The sequence below is a fragment of the Commensalibacter melissae genome, from assembly GCF_003691365.1.
Lineage (GTDB): Bacteria > Pseudomonadota > Alphaproteobacteria > Acetobacterales > Acetobacteraceae > Commensalibacter > Commensalibacter melissae.
Genome location: NZ_CP033087.1, coordinates 417980 through 434559, shown reverse-complemented (window position 1 = coordinate 434559; position 16580 = coordinate 417980). Strand labels below are relative to the sequence as shown.

The following is a 16580-nucleotide window of genomic DNA, read 5'->3' as shown; positions in this document are numbered from 1 at the left end:
GACTGTCAATTTCCTTTTTTAATTTTTATCAATATAAATGCTTTTTTAAAAGCTCATTGACTATTGCGGGATTGGCTTTACCCTTCATTTCCTTCATAACCTGTCCGACAAAGAAACCAAAAAGCTTGTCTTTACCTGATTTATATTGTTCAACCTTATCTGCATTGGCTGACAGGATATCCGCAATCACTTTGTCAATTGCCGTAGTATCCGTTACCTGTCTCAAACCTTTGCGTTCCACGATATCCGCAGGCATATCACCTGTTTCAACCATATCCTCAAAAACCTCCTTGGCAATCTTACCATTGATGGTTTTATCAGCGATCAAGTCCAGCAAAACACCAATTGCCTCAGCCTTTACAGGACTTTCTTGGATTGACAGACCCTTTTTATTCAGTACGGCAAACAGTTCGCCTGTGACCCAATTAGCGGCCAAACGCCCATCCCGACCCTTTGCAACAATTTCAAAAAAATCGGCAATGTCTTTTTCAGCTACCAGAACATTGGCATCATAACGGGGCAATCCATACTCATTCTGGAAACGGTCTCGTTTTGCATCCGGCAATTCAGTCAGGGTTGCCTTGAGATGGTCAACATGAGATTGCTCAACGACCAGAGGCAGCAAGTCCGGATCTGGGAAATAACGGTAATCATGGGCGTCTTCCTTGCTGCGCATCGTACGGGTTTCCCCTCTGGCAACATCGAATAAACGAGTTTCCTGATCCACCTCTCCCCCATTTTCATAAATTTCCACATGTCTTTTGGCTTCAGTTTCAATTGCCTGCATGACATACCGAATGGAGTTGATATTTTTCAATTCGCAACGCGTACGATATTCCTCACCGGGCTTACGGACAGACACATTCACATCCGCACGCATTGATCCCTCCTCCATATTTCCATCACAAGTACCCAAATAGCGCACAATCGCACGGATTTTGCGTAAGTAGGCACCTGCCTCTTCCGGTGAGCGCATATCCGGCTCACTGACAATCTCCATCAAAGCCACACCAGAACGATTTAAATCAATACAGGTCTCTTTTGGGGCAAGGTCATGAATGGATTTTCCCGCATCCTGTTCAAGATGCAAACGGGTAATACCAATCTTCTTGACCGTACCGTCATCCAGTTCGATCTCGATTTCACCCTTGCCAACAATAGGATGCGTAAATTGAGAAATCTGGTATCCCTGTGGCAAATCGGCATAAAAATAATTCTTGCGGTCAAAACGGCTTACCAGATTAATCTGGGCATTTAACCCAAATCCTGTACGAATGGCCTGATCAACACATTCACGATTGATGACGGGCAACATACCGGGAAAAGCGGCATCAACAAGACTGACCTGCGTATTGGGTTCACCACCAAAATGCGTGGAGGCACCTGAAAACAATTTGGCCTTACTGATAACCTGGGCATGGACTTCAAGACCAATAACAACTTCCCAGGATCCTGTTGACCCTTCAATCACATAACTCATAGGGAAACTCCAGAACGAATGGCGGGTTTATATGTGAAATTGGCAGCTTTTTCCATTGCTGACCCAACAGCAATCAGGGTCTCCTCATCAAATGGACGACCCAGCAACTGCAAACCCAGGGGAAGACCCTGGTCATTTAACCCGGCCGGCAAGGCCAGACCAGGCACTCCGGCCATACTGGCGGGAACGGTGAAAATATCATTCAGATACATTTGTACGGGATCATCCTGATGTTCACCTTTGGCAAAAGCGGCTGATGGTGCCGTTGGTGTCAAGAGAACATCCACCTTTTCATAGGCATTCATGAAATCCTGATAGATAAGTTTGCGAACCTTCTGCGCCCGGAGATAATAGGCATCGTAATAACCGGCCGACAACACATAAGTACCCATCAAAATACGGCGTTTCACCTCTGTACCAAAACCCTCTCCGCGTGTATTCGCATAGAGTTCCTCAAGACTTTTTCCACTGACACGACGACCATAGCGCACCCCGTCATAACGGGCCAGATTGGATGAGGCTTCAGCAGGGGCAATGATATAATAGGTGGCCAATCCGTATTTAGTATGAGGCAGGGAAACATCCACGATCTCGCAACCGGCCTCTTTCAACCAGTCAATTCCCTGCTGCCAGATTGCCTCTATTTCAGATGACATGCCAGGAGCGCGATATTCTTCTGGAATACCCACACGCAACCCCTTCAATGAACGGTTACAGGCCGCACGATAATCCGGAACCGCTTTGTCCACGCTTGTGCTGTCTTTTGGATCAAAACCGGCCATTGATTGCAACAAGATTGCACAATCCTCAACGGTTTTTGCCATGGGTCCAGCCTGATCAAGCGAGCTGGCAAAGGCAATAATGCCCCAACGACTGCACCGCCCATAGGTTGGCTTGATTCCAGTGATACCGCAATATGCTGCCGGCTGACGAATGGAGCCACCCGTATCCGTTCCAGTTGCCCCCAGAGCCATCCGCGCCGCCACGGCAGCCGCGGAACCACCAGAAGAGCCGCCGGGAACCAGAAACGCATCATCATTTTTGCGTTTCCATGGATTTTCAACGGCACCGAATGCCGAATTCAGGTTGCCAGATCCCATCGCGAATTCATCAAGATTGGTCTTGCCCAAAAAAACGGCTCCATTCCTCAATAAATTCGAGGTCACCGTACTTTCATAGGGTGGAACAAAATTTTCCAAGATACGGCTGGCGGCGGTTGTTGGAATGTCCCTTGTACAAAAAAGATCCTTGATCGCCAAAGGAATACCGGTCAGTACCGGCGCATCCCCCGAAGCCAGTTTTTCATCTGCCGCCCTGGCCTGACCAAGGGCGACCTCTTCCGTTACCGTGATATAGGCATTGATCCGACTGTTTAACTGACCAACCGCCTTCAGATGATCCCGTGTCAATTCCTCCGCGCTGAATTTCTTTTGACGCAGGCCCTCGACCGCGTCTGTAATCGTCATTTCTGTCAGCATTATTCAACAACTTTCGGAACAGCATAAAAATCGGCGATACGTTCTGGAGCATTGGATAAAACAGCCTCACGGCAATTGCCATCGGTAACCTCATCATCACGCATTCTCAATTGTGCGTTTTCTGCCCCAACCATTGGTTCAACCGCAGAAACATCCAGCTCGTTCAACTGCTCAACCCAGTGTATTATACCCCCCAAATCTCGGGCATAGGTTGCCAGTTCTTTTTCCTCGACGGCAAGTGCAGATAATTTAGCGACCCGTTGGACAATCTTCATGTCCAAGGAATCATCCTTTTGCTTATCAGTCAATTCTTCCCTCACAATAGTAATAAAATTTCAAAATGAAAAAATCAATTTTAATCCATCTATATCAAAAGATCAAAACAAACCTTTTTCCCAAATATTCATATTAGTTATTTAAATTGGCCGGATGGGATTACAATATTAAAAGGGGCAAAAGAATAACGGTTTGCGAAAACCAGACCGTGCAAAAAGAATAAAAAAAACTGAATGATTTTTTCACTCGATATTCCAGAATCTGATTCAAGAATACCTAATAAGCAAAATCATCCAGCCTGAAATTTATTGATAAAAATATTTCCATTAATGCTAGGTACAAATCCCTTGTATCAATGATAATATTGAATCTATAAATATAAAATTAACGTTAAATAACCTAAGAAATTAAAGTAATAAATTACAATTACATTAAAATCAAATCAAAATTCAGGTAAATTACCTAAATTATCTTTTAGTTACAAAGTTTTTATCACATTCCCAGATTTGTAATTTGACAATATGAGAATGATCAATATTGTAACTTAATGCTGTAAAAATTTAGTTTGTGCATTTACTCATGATAAATACTCCTTAAAATTAATGATATTAAATAATACATTATTTAACCGCAACGATCTAATCACAACTGTTTAACATTATAACTAGGTAAAATTAATAAAATTTGCTTAAATGAAAATAACCGATAAATGGATAAACTGGATGTATTGGACATATTTACGTGAACATTACAATTCGGGCAAATTTCCCAAATTGTCACGGGTTTCCGGATTGGCATCGGTTCGCAGAAATTTTTCATTTCCAACCGTTACAATACCGACATCACCGCCCTTTTCCCATTTCCCATCCTCACCTTTGTATTCGGTGATAAAAACCAGGTTCTCATTGTCAATGGCATTAATGATATCAGCCCTTGACCGTATATCCGGGCCAATCAGTTCGGCCCCGATATGTCGCCAGCACTTGAATGCAACGATATGTGAACGTTCATTATTGTATCTTACTTCGGTAATTACGTAATCCACCCATTTATTCATCATAAAATACTCCATAAATATAACGATCTTTAACAATATATTAACTACATGAAACGATCAAATCACGAAATTATCAAATTTTTGTTAGGAGAAATAACATTTGCGCCATTAAACTGAATGGACAATAATTAAACAGATTTTAATATATATTTGAAATAATTCATTAATTCGAATTTCAGATATAGAATCTATTCCAACACGAATAACCTTTTTATCCGCAATAAAGGGAACGGGACAAATTTTAATTCGTTTAAAAAATTATTTGCAAAAGGGAATTTTACACGTATAGTAACAGGAGCATCCGGCAAATAACGCCTTGATGCGGTTGAATAAGATGCGACAACATCTTACCCAACCTAATCATCACAGACCAAGTTTTGAACGGAATCTGCAATGACTGATTTGAATTTATATCACACTGTTAGCCCTTTCGCTATCACCAAAAATAAATTTTATTCAGAAACCAACCCTCTCATTCTGCGGTTTACTGCACATTTGGGGAACAGGGCCATTTGTTCGCTGGATGCCGCATTTATTTAATTTCCATTAAATTGTTAAGGAGAACCAACGAATGAATTTACTTGTATATTTACCATTTCCATCAGGATTCACGTAAATGGCCGTTCCCTTGCTTAATTGTTTTTAAAATACAAAAATTTTATTTCCCCCGGTTTCATGACCCTGAAGAAGCCATTTTCTACCGGGGGAATATATGAAATATTTCAATAATTTTCAGGTTATTTCCGTATTTTTATAAACAGTGTTATTTTCATTCATGCAAATGTTGTATTGACCAGAATTTTGTCTCCAGATTTTCCTTTTTCATTTCATAAAATCTTTTTTTCAAGGAATTTATTTTGATAAATCCGACATGATCCTTTCACTGGATAAAATTGAAAATCTGGATATCAGTTCCCATCATTTTTCAATAAAATCTTATGGTATAAAAGACCCTGTTATTTTTCGATTCCGAAATATTTATTATTGTTTCAAAAACGATCAATTTTTTTTGAAATTTTGCCATTTTATAAAAAAAACCTTTGTTTTCCAAGCATTATCTCTTTTATTTTACTATCTTTTATAGGAAAATCGTGGGTATCAATATTGACGCAACCGGTCATAAATTGTATAAAAGCCATGTGATTTCATATATTAGCTCATAGTAGTTGGTATTTCATTGTTTGAGTTCAAATTTATAGGCTGATTTTTTCATCGAGAAATTTCTTATAACTGAATTCATTAATAACCTTTTGTGAAATATCTTTTATTACGTTGATATTTATTTTAAGCACTTTTTTACCCAGGCATTTTATTATTATTTGCCTGGGATTTTTTTAAGTTTTGATATTCAACCCGCTTTGTCCCAAAACCACATTCCATTGATCTCTGCAGTTGATCACCCCCTGGGCATGAACAAGATAATGAATACTCCAGCCAAACAAATCAGCATTCCCAGAATATCCCACCGATCCGGTCGTGTATTTTCAACAATCCATAACCAGAACAGGGAACATAAAATATAAATTCCACCATATACAGCATAGGCACGCCCCGCCAGATCAACCTCCACCAACGTCAGCATCAGGGCGAAAAATGCCAAACTGGCTACTCCCGGTACGAGCCACAAGGGCGACTTCCCCAACCGTGCCCATACCCAAAAAGAAAAGCAACCGGCAATCTCGGCAAAGGCCGCAATACAATAAAAAAACAGGGATTTCATAAAATTATCCTACTCCTGAGGAATGCCAATCAGAAGTTTTTCCATATAAACTGCATCCTGACCATAGGTCATCAATTTACTCTGCAACTTTTCGGGGGGAACAATTGCCTCAAATCCCTGTTTCTGCCAAAAACGGAAGGAATCCTGAATGGAAACAAGGGATGCATGACGGAATTTTTTCTTATGAGCAATATTCATGAATTGCCGCACCAAAATACATCCAACTCCCAGCCCTCTTGATTCTGGATGAACGGCCAAATCATGCAGATAAAGGCAATTCGCCCCTCCTGCCAAATCGCAAGCTTCGCTATCCAGGGCGGGAGCTTCACCCGACATGACAGGAATGGCCAGCAAATACCCCCTGACCATATCTCGCTCTTTCACCACAAAACAGGTATCAGGACTGGCAATGATTTTTGAAGCCATAGAAAGCCGTGATTCAGGCTCAATCGCATAATAACATAACATTTGAATGGCCATTATCTGATCAAGATCAGCCAATTGAGCGGCATGAATTTTCATTATGCAGATTTCTTTCCTTTATTGTCTTATCATTTCCATCGTCCGACTTTAATCCAATATTCAAAAATCATCAAAGTGAACATTGAAACATTAATTATGAAGGTTGCAAAGATGAATCCGGATCACATCCCCAACCAACAGTTTATCTGTAGGGATGTAATCCCCGGATCTACTGATGATTGTCGTGGATATTCTGGGCAACTTTTTCAGCAATCTTTATCCCGTCAATGGCCGCAGACATGATACCGCCCGCATATCCAGCCCCTTCTCCCGCAGGATAAAGTCCGGAAGTATTGACACTTTGCCCATCATCCATTCTTGGAATACGAACTGGCGAGGATGTTCGCGTTTCCACACCAGTCATTACAGCATCAGCAAAATTGAATCCGGACAATTTACGATTAAATGCAGGTAATGCCTCCCGTAGTCCATTGATAACAAATGAAGGCAATATCTCCGCAAGATCATCGGGTTCCACCCCCGGTTTATAAGAGGGAACAACCGAACCCAATATCCGGGTTGCCCTTCCAAGCAAAAAATCCTCCACCCGCTGAACCGGCGCTTTGTAACTCGCACCCCCCAGCTGAAAGGCTTTCCGCTCCAGATCTCTCTGGAAAGCGATACCCGCCAAGGGATGGCCTGCATAATCCCGTTCCGGCTTAACACCCACCACGATTGCAGCATTGGCATTTCTTTCCGCCCTAGAATACTGGCTCATTCCGTTTGTCACTATCCCCCCCTCTTCCGAGGCCGCCGCAATCACCGTTCCCCCCGGACACATACAAAAAGAATAAACCCCCCGTTTGTCTGCATCATGATACACCAATTTATAATCGGCCGCCCCCAACAGCTGATGTCCCGCCTGTGAACCAAAACGGACCTTATCAATCAGGGTTTGCGGATGCTCAATTCTGACACCAACAGAAAAAGGTTTTGCCTGAATCTCCACGCCATCCTCATAAAGAGTATACATCATCTCCCGCGCACTGTGTCCAGTCGCAAGAATAATGTGATTTGTCTGTATTTCCTGCCCATCCACCAATCGAACCCCGACAATCTGGCGATTTTTATTCATCAAAATCTTTTGCACATAAGTATTAAACCGGTACTGACCACCAAAAGATTCTATTTCCTGACGAATTTTCTCAACCATACTGACCAACCGAAACGTACCAATATGAGGTTTGGATACGTAAAGAATTTCCTCTGGCGCACCTGCCCTGACAAATTCTGTCAAGACCTTGTGACCATAATGATACGGATCACTGATCTGCGTATGAAGTTTGCCATCAGAAAAGGTTCCCGCACCTCCCTCTCCATATTGGACATTGCTGTCAGGATTGAATTTTGACTGACGCCAAAATGCAAAAGTATCGACTGTCCTTTCCCTGACCGCTTTCCCACGTTCAAGAATCAAAGGACACAAACCCATCTGTGCCAGTAACAATCCCGCCATAAACCCGCAAGGCCCCGCACCAATAACGATAGGACGAACATAGCCGGCCTGACTAGCAATTTTTTCACCAGTCTGCCGGGACATCACGAACTGATACCGAACCTCTGGTGTTTTTGATAAATTGCGATCCAGGGAATGATTGCGTAAAAATTCCTCTTCATTATCAATGGAACAGTCAATGGTATACACCAGTTGAATGTCCCCCCGTCGGCGTGCATCATATCCCCGCCTTATTACCTGATACTCGCTGGGAAATTGTTTTAGACGATTATACAAGGCCTGTTTCAAATCTGCTTCATCATGATCCAAGGGCAGTTTCACTTCTGTAACTCTAATCATCTTTAAAACCAGATTTTCTTTTCATCCTAATTGTTCTTATCCTCTTAAATCCCTGATTGCAGGATGTCGCTGTTTATATCCTGAACAATCCCTAAAAGACAATCATTAAAATAGGATTCAGATACCCATATTCAATACAATTTCCATAGATTGACAAAACAGGGAAATGACCAATCAAAGACACAAAGTCCTCCATCCACACTTTACATCAAACATTATGTCATAATGTATCGAAATATTTATGCTGTCCATAATAATAATTCATTATACATATCAACAATCTTGTCATATAAATAATGATTAATTGACTTAATTAAATTGTAATTAAGTCAATAGCTATATAAACATAATAATAAAAAAATTTTTAAAAATGAAATTTTATAATCCCCGTTAATTCTCCATACCAAATACACAAAATAAAAATTATAGTAATGCTTTATTTTTACAAATAATAAATCTTATTATCACTATAGTTTAATTATAATTTTTCTATAAAATAGATAAATGAAAGAATAAAATTCTTATCTATTTATAAAAAAGACTTCCATTTTATTTATGGAATAAAATTCGCAATATTTCTTGACTTTAATTGAGTATACATAATATGTAGTTATTGTTTTATGAAAATTAATCATGAAGTTTTTATAAAAATCACGTTATCATTCCTATTATTTAAAATTTCTTGTACATTTTTTTAATATAACCTAGAATAAATTCGCTATCATCAAGTAACATATATGTAAATAATAAATAATTATGCATATAGGTTAGAAAAAAATAAGATAAAACCAAAATCTCGAATCGAATATTATTTTACCAATTCTTTATGCAAAAATTACATTTCAATAAAGGAATAATAAACTTGGGAAAAACCAACTTTAAAAAACCTTGATTTTAATGAATATTGTTCAAATATAATATTTTATATACGAAATTGTTAATAACATTGAATAAATTTAATGATCTTATTTTTACATGGACAAAAAAAATAAGTTTCATAAATCCAATTTTCTTTGTATATTTGTAATCAGCATTCGACAGATAGTGTCGAAGCGGCCGGATCAGATGCTGCAACATACTGACCCGACCTAATCATAACAGAAGAGGAATTTCTGCAATGACTGTCTGTGATATTTATCATATTTTATATGATAAGACTATGGTTTTTATTACCATGTGGAAAAAAGTCAGCTTTGTTTTGGTAATGATTACTTGTACAAAGGGTGGAAACATTTATCTGTTGAATGCTATTTGGCAGTTAATTCGTAAATGTAGTGATATAACCATGATAATAAAATGTAATATAAAACATTTATCTTTTAATTGATTCAACATAAATCTTCTATATAGTAAAATATTTTATTAGCTTCAATTTAAATATTTTATTTTGACTGTCCAGTTTTACATTTTAGTTTAAAAGGAGAATAGAAAAAATATTTTATATTAATCAATTATAATTTGCTTCTGCATTTTTAGAAATAAGGAAGCCTGAAAAGTAACATTCTTTAATTTATTTTCATATTGTTTCGGTTTGTTTTTTCTAAACTTGCATATTATTAACGTTGTCGAAGTCTTTAATTTAGAAAAAACAAACCAAACTATATTTTTTAAATCAAATTAATGAATTGGTAAACCATATAAAATCAGTGATTTTGTTATTTTTATAAAACTTTTCGTGAGGCTCAATATTATAACATAAAGAATTTTATTTTATTTAATTATCCTCGCTAATATAAACCATTATTGGCACTAAAAAATTGATATACATGATTTATTCAATATAAAACTATTAAAAAAAGACTGAAAATAAATTATTTTCAGTCTTTAATAAAGTTAGTCTTTCAGGAAGTTTACAACATTTAAGGAGAGGTATCAAAAACTTAAATGATAAAACATCATATAATTTCAAAAGCAACCTATTACAAGTAACATTTTCTTAAGCTGAAACCATATCTTATATCTTTCTTTCAAAAACGTTAATAACATTATTCTAGATATACCTTCCCTCAATAATTATTTATAATTTTTATACTCTTTTTTTATTTGGCGCTTATAGTCTAATTTCTTTACCTACCCATGCTTCCACTGATTTTCAGATATTTCCCATCCATTTGAAAATCACAAAAATAAATCCAAAGAGAGCATCTAAGCCTATAAATATTATTATCATTTTTTGTACCAAACCAATTTTCCTGATGGTAACAGTTATATAATTCTACCAAAGAGAAAGATAATTTCTGTTTATGGAAATATTGCAACTGTAAATCTTTCTTTCCCTGAAATGAAAAACTGGTCTATGAGAAGTATAATCGCAGTTTATAAACAACAATGACGTACAATAGCTTTTCCTAATCATAATGGTCAAATTTTTTAATGACAAGATTCCTAATAAAGTTCCTTATGACCAACCTCACAAGTAATAGCCCAGACCTTGATGACCGCTCATGGAAAAGATTCTGCCATTCAACAAATTTCTGATAATAATCAACTACCTGTTCACATCGAGGCGGGTAATTGCGTTGTTCAATCTTTTATAAATAATAGTGATAAGGAATACTATCATCGTGGTTACGTTAACGAAGAAGCACAAATTTTCTTAACATTCATTCCCGATTAATATTTGGATTTTTTTTATAATAAACAAAACACAGTATTTACATATAAAACCAATTTAAAACTTGATTGTCAGATTTGATATAATTTAGATAAATTTTTAAAAATAAAATTAGGCTAATCAAATTAAATTTTTTATAATAAGCGTTTAACAATATGGTTAATCTTATTTTATAACTAAAAAATTATAGGGATTTAATCTTGAGCAATTTGGATCATTCCACGCATGACATGCATCAATTCAATCATTCCCACTTGCATGATCATGCACATGAACATATCCACGATCATCACCATCATGTTCCACAATCTTTTGGCAAGGCCTTTGCTCTAGGAATTAGCCTTAACTTAATTTATATTTGTGCCGAAACCATATGGGGCATTTTTGCCAATTCCCTAGCCTTAATTGCTGATGCCGGTCATAATCTATCAGATGTTTTTGCCTTGGCCACCGCTTGGGGGGCCTCATATTTAAGCAAAAAAAAACCCTCTCCCAATTTTACCTACGGGTATCGTCGAACCTCTATCTTGGCTTCTTTAAGTAATGCAATTTTATTGCTTATTGTTACGGGAGGAATTATCTGGGAATCAATTGAACGCTTTTACAAACCTGCAACTGTTACAGGTAAAACAGTAATTTTAGTCGCCTTACTCGGTGTTGTTATAAATGGAATAACCGCATTAATGTTCCATTCCGGACAAAAAAAGGATCTTAATATTAAGGGCGCCTTTTTGCACATGGCCTATGACGCCCTTTTATCGTTGAGTGTTGCCGGGGCAGGGATTATTATTTTTTTCACCCATTGGAATATGCTTGATCCCATTACCAGCTTGATTGTCGCTGCAATAATTATTTGGGGAACTTGGTCTTTATTGAAAGATTCAGTTACACTTGCCATGGACGGTGTCCCAAGCAATGTTGACGCTTTCGCCGTGGAAACCTATTTACGCTCCCTTCCCAATATCATTGATTTACATGATCTACACATCTGGGCTTTAAGTACAACAGAAACCGCCCTAACTGTTCATTTGGTCAGTAATACCAATCAACATTCTGACCAGTTTCTGAATATGGTTGCACAACGCCTCAAGGAAAAATTTAGAATTAATCATTCAACTTTCCAGATCGAACAAAAAAATGAAGCCAGTTTTTGCAATCTGGCGGACATTAATACTGTTTAACCTTAAACTTATAATTACTTTATGATCTTTAAAATAATAAAGAATAAGAAAATCCTATTTAGTCTTGGGAGTTTTCTGGTTAGTATTGTAGTTTTTTTTCTTAAATATCTGGCATGGAAAACAACACTCAGCGTTGCTTTTTATTCTGACATGCTTGAAACAACAATCAATGTGTTAGCCGCTATTTTTGAAATATTCGCAATCACCATTTCGACCCAACCAGCTGATAAAAACCATACTTATGGACACTATAAAGCCGAATATATTTCTGCCGCCGCCGAAGGTTTATTAGTAATAGTAACATCAATTTTAATTTTTTACGAAGCCTGGCAAGGATGGAAAAATCCCCAATTTCCCATGGCGCCTTTAAAAGGAATTATTCTAAATGGAACAGCTGGACTTGTTAATCTATTCTGGGCAATAACACTTATTCGTGTAGGTAAAAAATATTTTTCTGCAGTCCTTATAGCAGGTGGACAGCATGTTCTTTCCGATGTATGGACAACTATCGGATTAATTGTAGGTTTTACACTTATTCCAATGTTTCAATGGACTGCACTTGATGCCCTGATGGGCTTTTTCATTGCTATTAATATTTTACGTATAGGCTTTAGCATCATAAAAAATTCTATTAATGGCTTGATGGATAAAGCTCCTGACCCTCAAACCATTTCCAGTATTTATAAAATAATTCAGGCAAATGCCCCTGAAGCAAAAGAATTCCATATGGTCCGTTTTCGTCAGGTTGGCAATTTGATTTTTATTGATTTTCATTTGGTTGTGTCTGGAGAAATGAGAGTGAAAGAAGCCCATAAAATATGTGATCGTATTGAACACGCTTTACAAAAAGTAATTGGAAATGTTTCAATAAACATTCATGTGGAACCAGAATAATTTTTTTAAATTCTGATCAACTACTTGTTCTGAAACATGATATCTCATCCATATAAAATGATATCTCATCCATATAAATAAATCTTGGACAGAAAAAAGGATATGGCTGATTATTTTTTACAACTATTTTTTTTCAGATAAATCAATTAGAATAATATAGCCATCATCAGTGCCAATATTTAATAAACTGCCTTCTTTATTAAATTGTAAAGCCGTAATTTCTCCAATAGATTTTTTAGATCCTAAATTTACCGGAATAACTTTCTCGTCGCTGATTCCGATTAATAATATACTACCATCCAAAAATCCAGCAGCAACCATATCATAGGTCGGATGACATGCCACTACCATACAACAACTTCCAGGAATACCAGGCAATTCCACAGGAGGTTTTCCCATTGGACCGCCTCCAAAAAACTGCCATAAAACCACCGGTTCAGCTCCACTGGTTGCCAACCATTTTCCATCAGATGAAAAATTTAGAGATTTTACTTTGGTTGGGTATCCACTCATTCGCATATTGTGTCCGTCTGAAATACGCCAACCATGTAAATCATGATCTTGCATTGATGTTACCAACGCCTCTTCTTTAGGATGTAAAGTGATCCCTGTATGACTACCTTTCCATGTAAAATCCTTAATTTTTACAGGATTTTTATAATCAGCAGACCATAAAGTGGCACCATTATAATAAGAACTGGCTATTTTTGCACCATCCAAACTGAAAACCAAATCACTAACTCCAGAAGAATGTTCAAAAATTCTATATGGCTCTGTAAAATTATCTTTATATAAATGAATTTCTTTTCCTGTAATAAAAGCGATTTTATTTTGTTCCCTTTCCTTATCAGTCCAAGAAACGATTTTATCAATCCAACGTCTGGATTTTAATAATTGTTGAGGTTCCTTCCCGGGAATGATTCTTATTAGTTTATTATCATCACCAGAAGTAACAAAACCTGAAAAGGTCAAATCTTGTGATAAAGATAAAATCCCTCCATCATGAGGTTGAACTTTATACCAATAATCTGGATCATTATTGTGAATCAAAGGAATAATCCACAAATCTCCATCTGCCGTTGCAAAAGCACTATACTGTTCATCCCAAGATGTAGCACAAGCGATAATCGTGCCTTCCACTTTTTTAAAAGAACCCCGACTTTCGATTAATTGTAACGGCTGATTCATTCCATACTTTCCAGTCACAGATTTGTTAATCTATACATTTAAAAAATCCCTCACGTAGAGATTTCTCATCTAAATTCCGGCCAATAAAAACCAATCTGGAACAACGATCCTCATTTGTCTTCCAAGAACGGATGAAATTTCCCTCTGCCATCATATGAACAGCTTGAAATGCAAAACATCGATCGTCATGCTTAAAATTCATAATTCCTTTGGTTCTCAATATATCCTTTCCAAATTTCTGAAGAACCATGGACATCCATAAATTAAAACGTTTTCCATCTAATGGTTTATCTTCCATAAGTGAAATACTCGTCACACCATCACCATGAGAATGTTGTACATGGTCATGGTCATGGTCATGGTCATGGTCATGGTCATGGTCATGGTCATGGGATGATAAGAATTTGGGCTCTAACGTCAAGGCTCTATTTAAATCAAACCCCCCAAGATCCAGAATTTTCATAAGGGAAATATTCCCTTTTTCCATTTCATATAAAGCAACCATCGGATTGATTGTACGAATTCTTTTTTTTATAGCAATTAATGATCCCCTATCAACCAGATCAACTTTATTCAACAAGATTACATCCGCAAAAGCAATTTGATTAACTGCCTCCTTACTTTCATCCAATGTCTTCATTACATGAAACGCATCAATTACAGCAATCACCGCGTCAAGACGAGTTTTGTTACGAATATCCTCATCAACAAAAAAAGTCTGTGCTACGGGCGCAGGATCAGCTAACCCTGTGGTTTCAATAATTATTCCATCGAAACTTCTTTGTCTTTGAATAAGCTTGTTAAGAATACGAACCAAATCGCCTCGAATTGTACAACAGACACATCCGTTGCTCATCTCAAATATTTCTTCATCCGCATCGACTATTAAATCATTATCAATACCTAATTCACCATATTCATTAACAATAACGGCATATTTTTTATCTTGCTGTTCCGTTAGAATACGGTTTAGTAAAGTTGTCTTCCCCGCTCCTAAATAACCCGTCAGAACAGTTACAGGTATTTTATTTTTTTCTTTATGATCCAATTCCATTATAAACCTTCAATGCTGCCTTATGATTACCATAATCCCAACTATAAGATAAACCTAGTCCCAAAAGTAGAAAAAACCATCCTCCCAAGGGTAAATTCCCGAAACTTCCTCCAGCCGCAAATGGCCATTCGTGAACTAAAACCGCAGCAAATAATCCAACACGCCAGGAATTTTTAACCGCATCTTTCAATGATAGCAATTTGGACGTTAATCCCTTTACCAAATTAACCCACCATAAAAATACCATGTAACAAAACAAGATTAATCCGGGAATTCCTGCATTTACAAACATTTCAATATAATGATTATGAGGATGGGGCAAACAAATCTCTGCCCCTTTCCCATCCCCATGTCCAATTGCAATTCCCCAAAAGGATAATCCATGAAAATAAATCGGATTGGCACAAAAATGACGATAGGCATCATATCCCAAACCCGTCCAGGGATTTGACAATCCCATAATCATCGCCCGTGTATAGATCAATCCATAATTATCAGAGGAAAAATGTGCCATTTGATGGATAAATAAAGTCACCAAATGATGATAGCTCTTAGGCGATAAAATTGATGTTGCACCCAGTATCAATGGAATACAAATTAACATTGACAAAACGATTGTCCGTAAGGGACGTAACCAATACAAGGATACAACTATTCCGAAAACAAAAAGAATAAATGGCATTCTTTGACCGGCAAAAGCCATCATCAGTGTAGCAAATAAGATAATGAATAAAGCGACCAGATTTCCCCGCCATCCTTTTAAACGATAAATGCAATAAATACTCAAACTTAAAATAATTGGCAACAGTAACCTGGCCAATGGCCCTGCCGCTCTAGGATGATGATATGGACCTGTCAGTGTACCATCGAAATAACGTGGCGCTCCTAAAATATTATATCCTGTAATAAGCTGGCAAAGCATATTCAAAATAATATAAATCGCACAGGCAATCAAAACATAAGATAGCCATCGCCTGTATTTCTCATCAGTTAAAACCCAGACCTGAAGTGCCGCAGCAAAAAAAATAAAACGAATTAACACTAAAGCCTGGATCATCATTATGTTATATTGAAACAATCCAAAGGGAATAGTACACAATAAAATCCACCCCCACCAGAGAAATGCAATAATCACCCAATTTTGTTTTCCCCAGTCCCATTGTTTGTTGATAAAAGAGTAAATTACAAAACATATTGCTATATAACTGATTAACCCATCCGCTATACCCCGTAAGTGCGTTAAAAAAACAGGCAAAATTAAAACAGCGAACAGTGTCGACTTATTGAGAAACTTACGGACAGATTCCATAACCCAAAGGCT

General features: G+C 37.3%; 13 protein-coding genes. 3 read left to right on the top strand and 10 right to left on the bottom strand.

Annotation, left to right across the window (positions count from 1 at the left end):
• Nucleotides 1–28: 28 nt before the first annotated feature.
• The 7 genes from gatB to D9V35_RS02005 form a co-directional block, all read right to left on the bottom strand.
• Complete coding sequence (gatB, locus tag D9V35_RS02040) at nucleotides 29–1480, bottom strand: Asp-tRNA(Asn)/Glu-tRNA(Gln) amidotransferase subunit GatB (protein ID WP_122123102.1); 1452 nt, start codon at nucleotides 1478–1480, stop codon at nucleotides 29–31.
• A complete protein-coding gene (gene gatA / locus D9V35_RS02035; RefSeq protein ID WP_122123101.1) occupies nucleotides 1477–2958 on the bottom strand; it encodes an Asp-tRNA(Asn)/Glu-tRNA(Gln) amidotransferase subunit GatA in 1482 nt (493 codons plus the stop codon). Before gatA ends, gatB begins: the two co-directional genes overlap by 4 nt.
• On the bottom strand, nucleotides 2958–3233 hold the full coding sequence (gene gatC, locus D9V35_RS02030; RefSeq protein ID WP_122124239.1) for an Asp-tRNA(Asn)/Glu-tRNA(Gln) amidotransferase subunit GatC: 276 nt from the start codon (nucleotides 3231–3233) through the stop codon (nucleotides 2958–2960). The genes gatA and gatC overlap by 1 nt, the downstream gene beginning before the upstream one ends.
• Nucleotides 3234–3982: 749 nt before the next feature.
• The gene (locus tag D9V35_RS02025; protein ID WP_162988538.1) at nucleotides 3983–4294 is read right to left on the bottom strand and encodes a DUF3892 domain-containing protein; all 312 of its coding nucleotides are present in this window, start codon (nucleotides 4292–4294) and stop codon (nucleotides 3983–3985) included.
• A gap of 1393 nt (nucleotides 4295–5687) precedes the next feature.
• A complete protein-coding gene (locus D9V35_RS02015) occupies nucleotides 5688–6011 on the bottom strand; it encodes a YnfA family protein (RefSeq protein WP_122123099.1) in 324 nt (107 codons plus the stop codon).
• Between the two features lie 9 nt (nucleotides 6012–6020).
• Nucleotides 6021–6533: a GNAT family N-acetyltransferase gene (locus D9V35_RS02010; RefSeq protein ID WP_122123098.1), complete on the bottom strand. Its 513-nt coding sequence runs from the start codon at nucleotides 6531–6533 to the stop codon at nucleotides 6021–6023.
• A gap of 169 nt (nucleotides 6534–6702) precedes the next feature.
• The gene (locus tag D9V35_RS02005; protein WP_122123096.1) at nucleotides 6703–8328 is read right to left on the bottom strand and encodes an NAD(P)/FAD-dependent oxidoreductase; all 1626 of its coding nucleotides are present in this window, start codon (nucleotides 8326–8328) and stop codon (nucleotides 6703–6705) included.
• A gap of 2434 nt (nucleotides 8329–10762) precedes the next feature.
• Between D9V35_RS02005 and D9V35_RS01995 the strand changes: the two genes are divergently transcribed.
• The 3 genes from D9V35_RS01995 to D9V35_RS01985 all read left to right on the top strand — a co-directional run bounded on the left by D9V35_RS01995 (nucleotide 10763) and on the right by D9V35_RS01985 (nucleotide 13017).
• Nucleotides 10763–10945, top strand: a complete 183-nt coding sequence (locus D9V35_RS01995; RefSeq protein WP_122123092.1) for a hypothetical protein — start codon at nucleotides 10763–10765, stop codon at nucleotides 10943–10945.
• A gap of 197 nt (nucleotides 10946–11142) precedes the next feature.
• Nucleotides 11143–12123, top strand: a complete 981-nt coding sequence (locus tag D9V35_RS01990; RefSeq protein ID WP_240993390.1) for a cation diffusion facilitator family transporter — start codon at nucleotides 11143–11145, stop codon at nucleotides 12121–12123.
• Between the two features lie 21 nt (nucleotides 12124–12144).
• Nucleotides 12145–13017, top strand: a complete 873-nt coding sequence (locus D9V35_RS01985) for a cation diffusion facilitator family transporter (protein WP_122123091.1) — start codon at nucleotides 12145–12147, stop codon at nucleotides 13015–13017.
• Between the two features lie 123 nt (nucleotides 13018–13140).
• Here D9V35_RS01985 and D9V35_RS01980 read toward each other — a convergent pair whose 3' ends face one another.
• Genes D9V35_RS01980 through D9V35_RS01970 form a run of 3 tightly spaced genes read right to left on the bottom strand, consistent with a single transcriptional unit; the run spans nucleotide 13141 to nucleotide 16568 of the window.
• Nucleotides 13141–14205 (bottom strand): WD40 repeat domain-containing protein, encoded by a 1065-nt coding sequence (locus D9V35_RS01980; RefSeq protein WP_122123089.1) that lies wholly within the window; start codon nucleotides 14203–14205, stop codon nucleotides 13141–13143.
• Between the two features lie 25 nt (nucleotides 14206–14230).
• Nucleotides 14231–15259, bottom strand: coding sequence for a CobW family GTP-binding protein (locus D9V35_RS01975; protein ID WP_122123087.1), 1029 nt, complete (start codon nucleotides 15257–15259; stop codon nucleotides 14231–14233).
• Nucleotides 15243–16568: an O-antigen ligase family protein gene (locus D9V35_RS01970; protein WP_122123086.1), complete on the bottom strand. Its 1326-nt coding sequence runs from the start codon at nucleotides 16566–16568 to the stop codon at nucleotides 15243–15245. The genes D9V35_RS01975 and D9V35_RS01970 overlap by 17 nt, the downstream gene beginning before the upstream one ends.
• Nucleotides 16569–16580: the final 12 nt, after the last annotated feature.

Excerpts from the sequence above, each read along its gene's own strand:
- D9V35_RS01985 (WP_122123091.1), top strand. The coding sequence starts at position 12,145 with ATGATCTTTAAAATAATAAAGAATAAGAAAATCCTATTTAGTCTTGGG.
- D9V35_RS01975 (WP_122123087.1), bottom strand. The coding sequence starts at position 15,259 with ATGGAATTGGATCATAAAGAAAAAAATAAAATACCTGTAACTGTTCTG.
- D9V35_RS01980 (WP_122123089.1), bottom strand. The coding sequence starts at position 14,205 with ATGAATCAGCCGTTACAATTAATCGAAAGTCGGGGTTCTTTTAAAAAA.
- D9V35_RS02010 (WP_122123098.1), bottom strand. The coding sequence starts at position 6,533 with ATGAAAATTCATGCCGCTCAATTGGCTGATCTTGATCAGATAATGGCC.
- D9V35_RS02005 (WP_122123096.1), bottom strand. The coding sequence starts at position 8,328 with ATGATTAGAGTTACAGAAGTGAAACTGCCCTTGGATCATGATGAAGCA.
- D9V35_RS01995 (WP_122123092.1), top strand. The coding sequence starts at position 10,763 with ATGACCGCTCATGGAAAAGATTCTGCCATTCAACAAATTTCTGATAAT.
- D9V35_RS02025 (WP_162988538.1), bottom strand. The coding sequence starts at position 4,294 with ATGATGAATAAATGGGTGGATTACGTAATTACCGAAGTAAGATACAAT.
- D9V35_RS01970 (WP_122123086.1), bottom strand. The coding sequence starts at position 16,568 with ATGGAATCTGTCCGTAAGTTTCTCAATAAGTCGACACTGTTCGCTGTT.
- D9V35_RS02015 (WP_122123099.1), bottom strand. The coding sequence starts at position 6,011 with ATGAAATCCCTGTTTTTTTATTGTATTGCGGCCTTTGCCGAGATTGCC.
- gatA (WP_122123101.1), bottom strand. The coding sequence starts at position 2,958 with ATGCTGACAGAAATGACGATTACAGACGCGGTCGAGGGCCTGCGTCAA.
- gatB (WP_122123102.1), bottom strand. The coding sequence starts at position 1,480 with ATGAGTTATGTGATTGAAGGGTCAACAGGATCCTGGGAAGTTGTTATT.
- gatC (WP_122124239.1), bottom strand. The coding sequence starts at position 3,233 with ATGAAGATTGTCCAACGGGTCGCTAAATTATCTGCACTTGCCGTCGAG.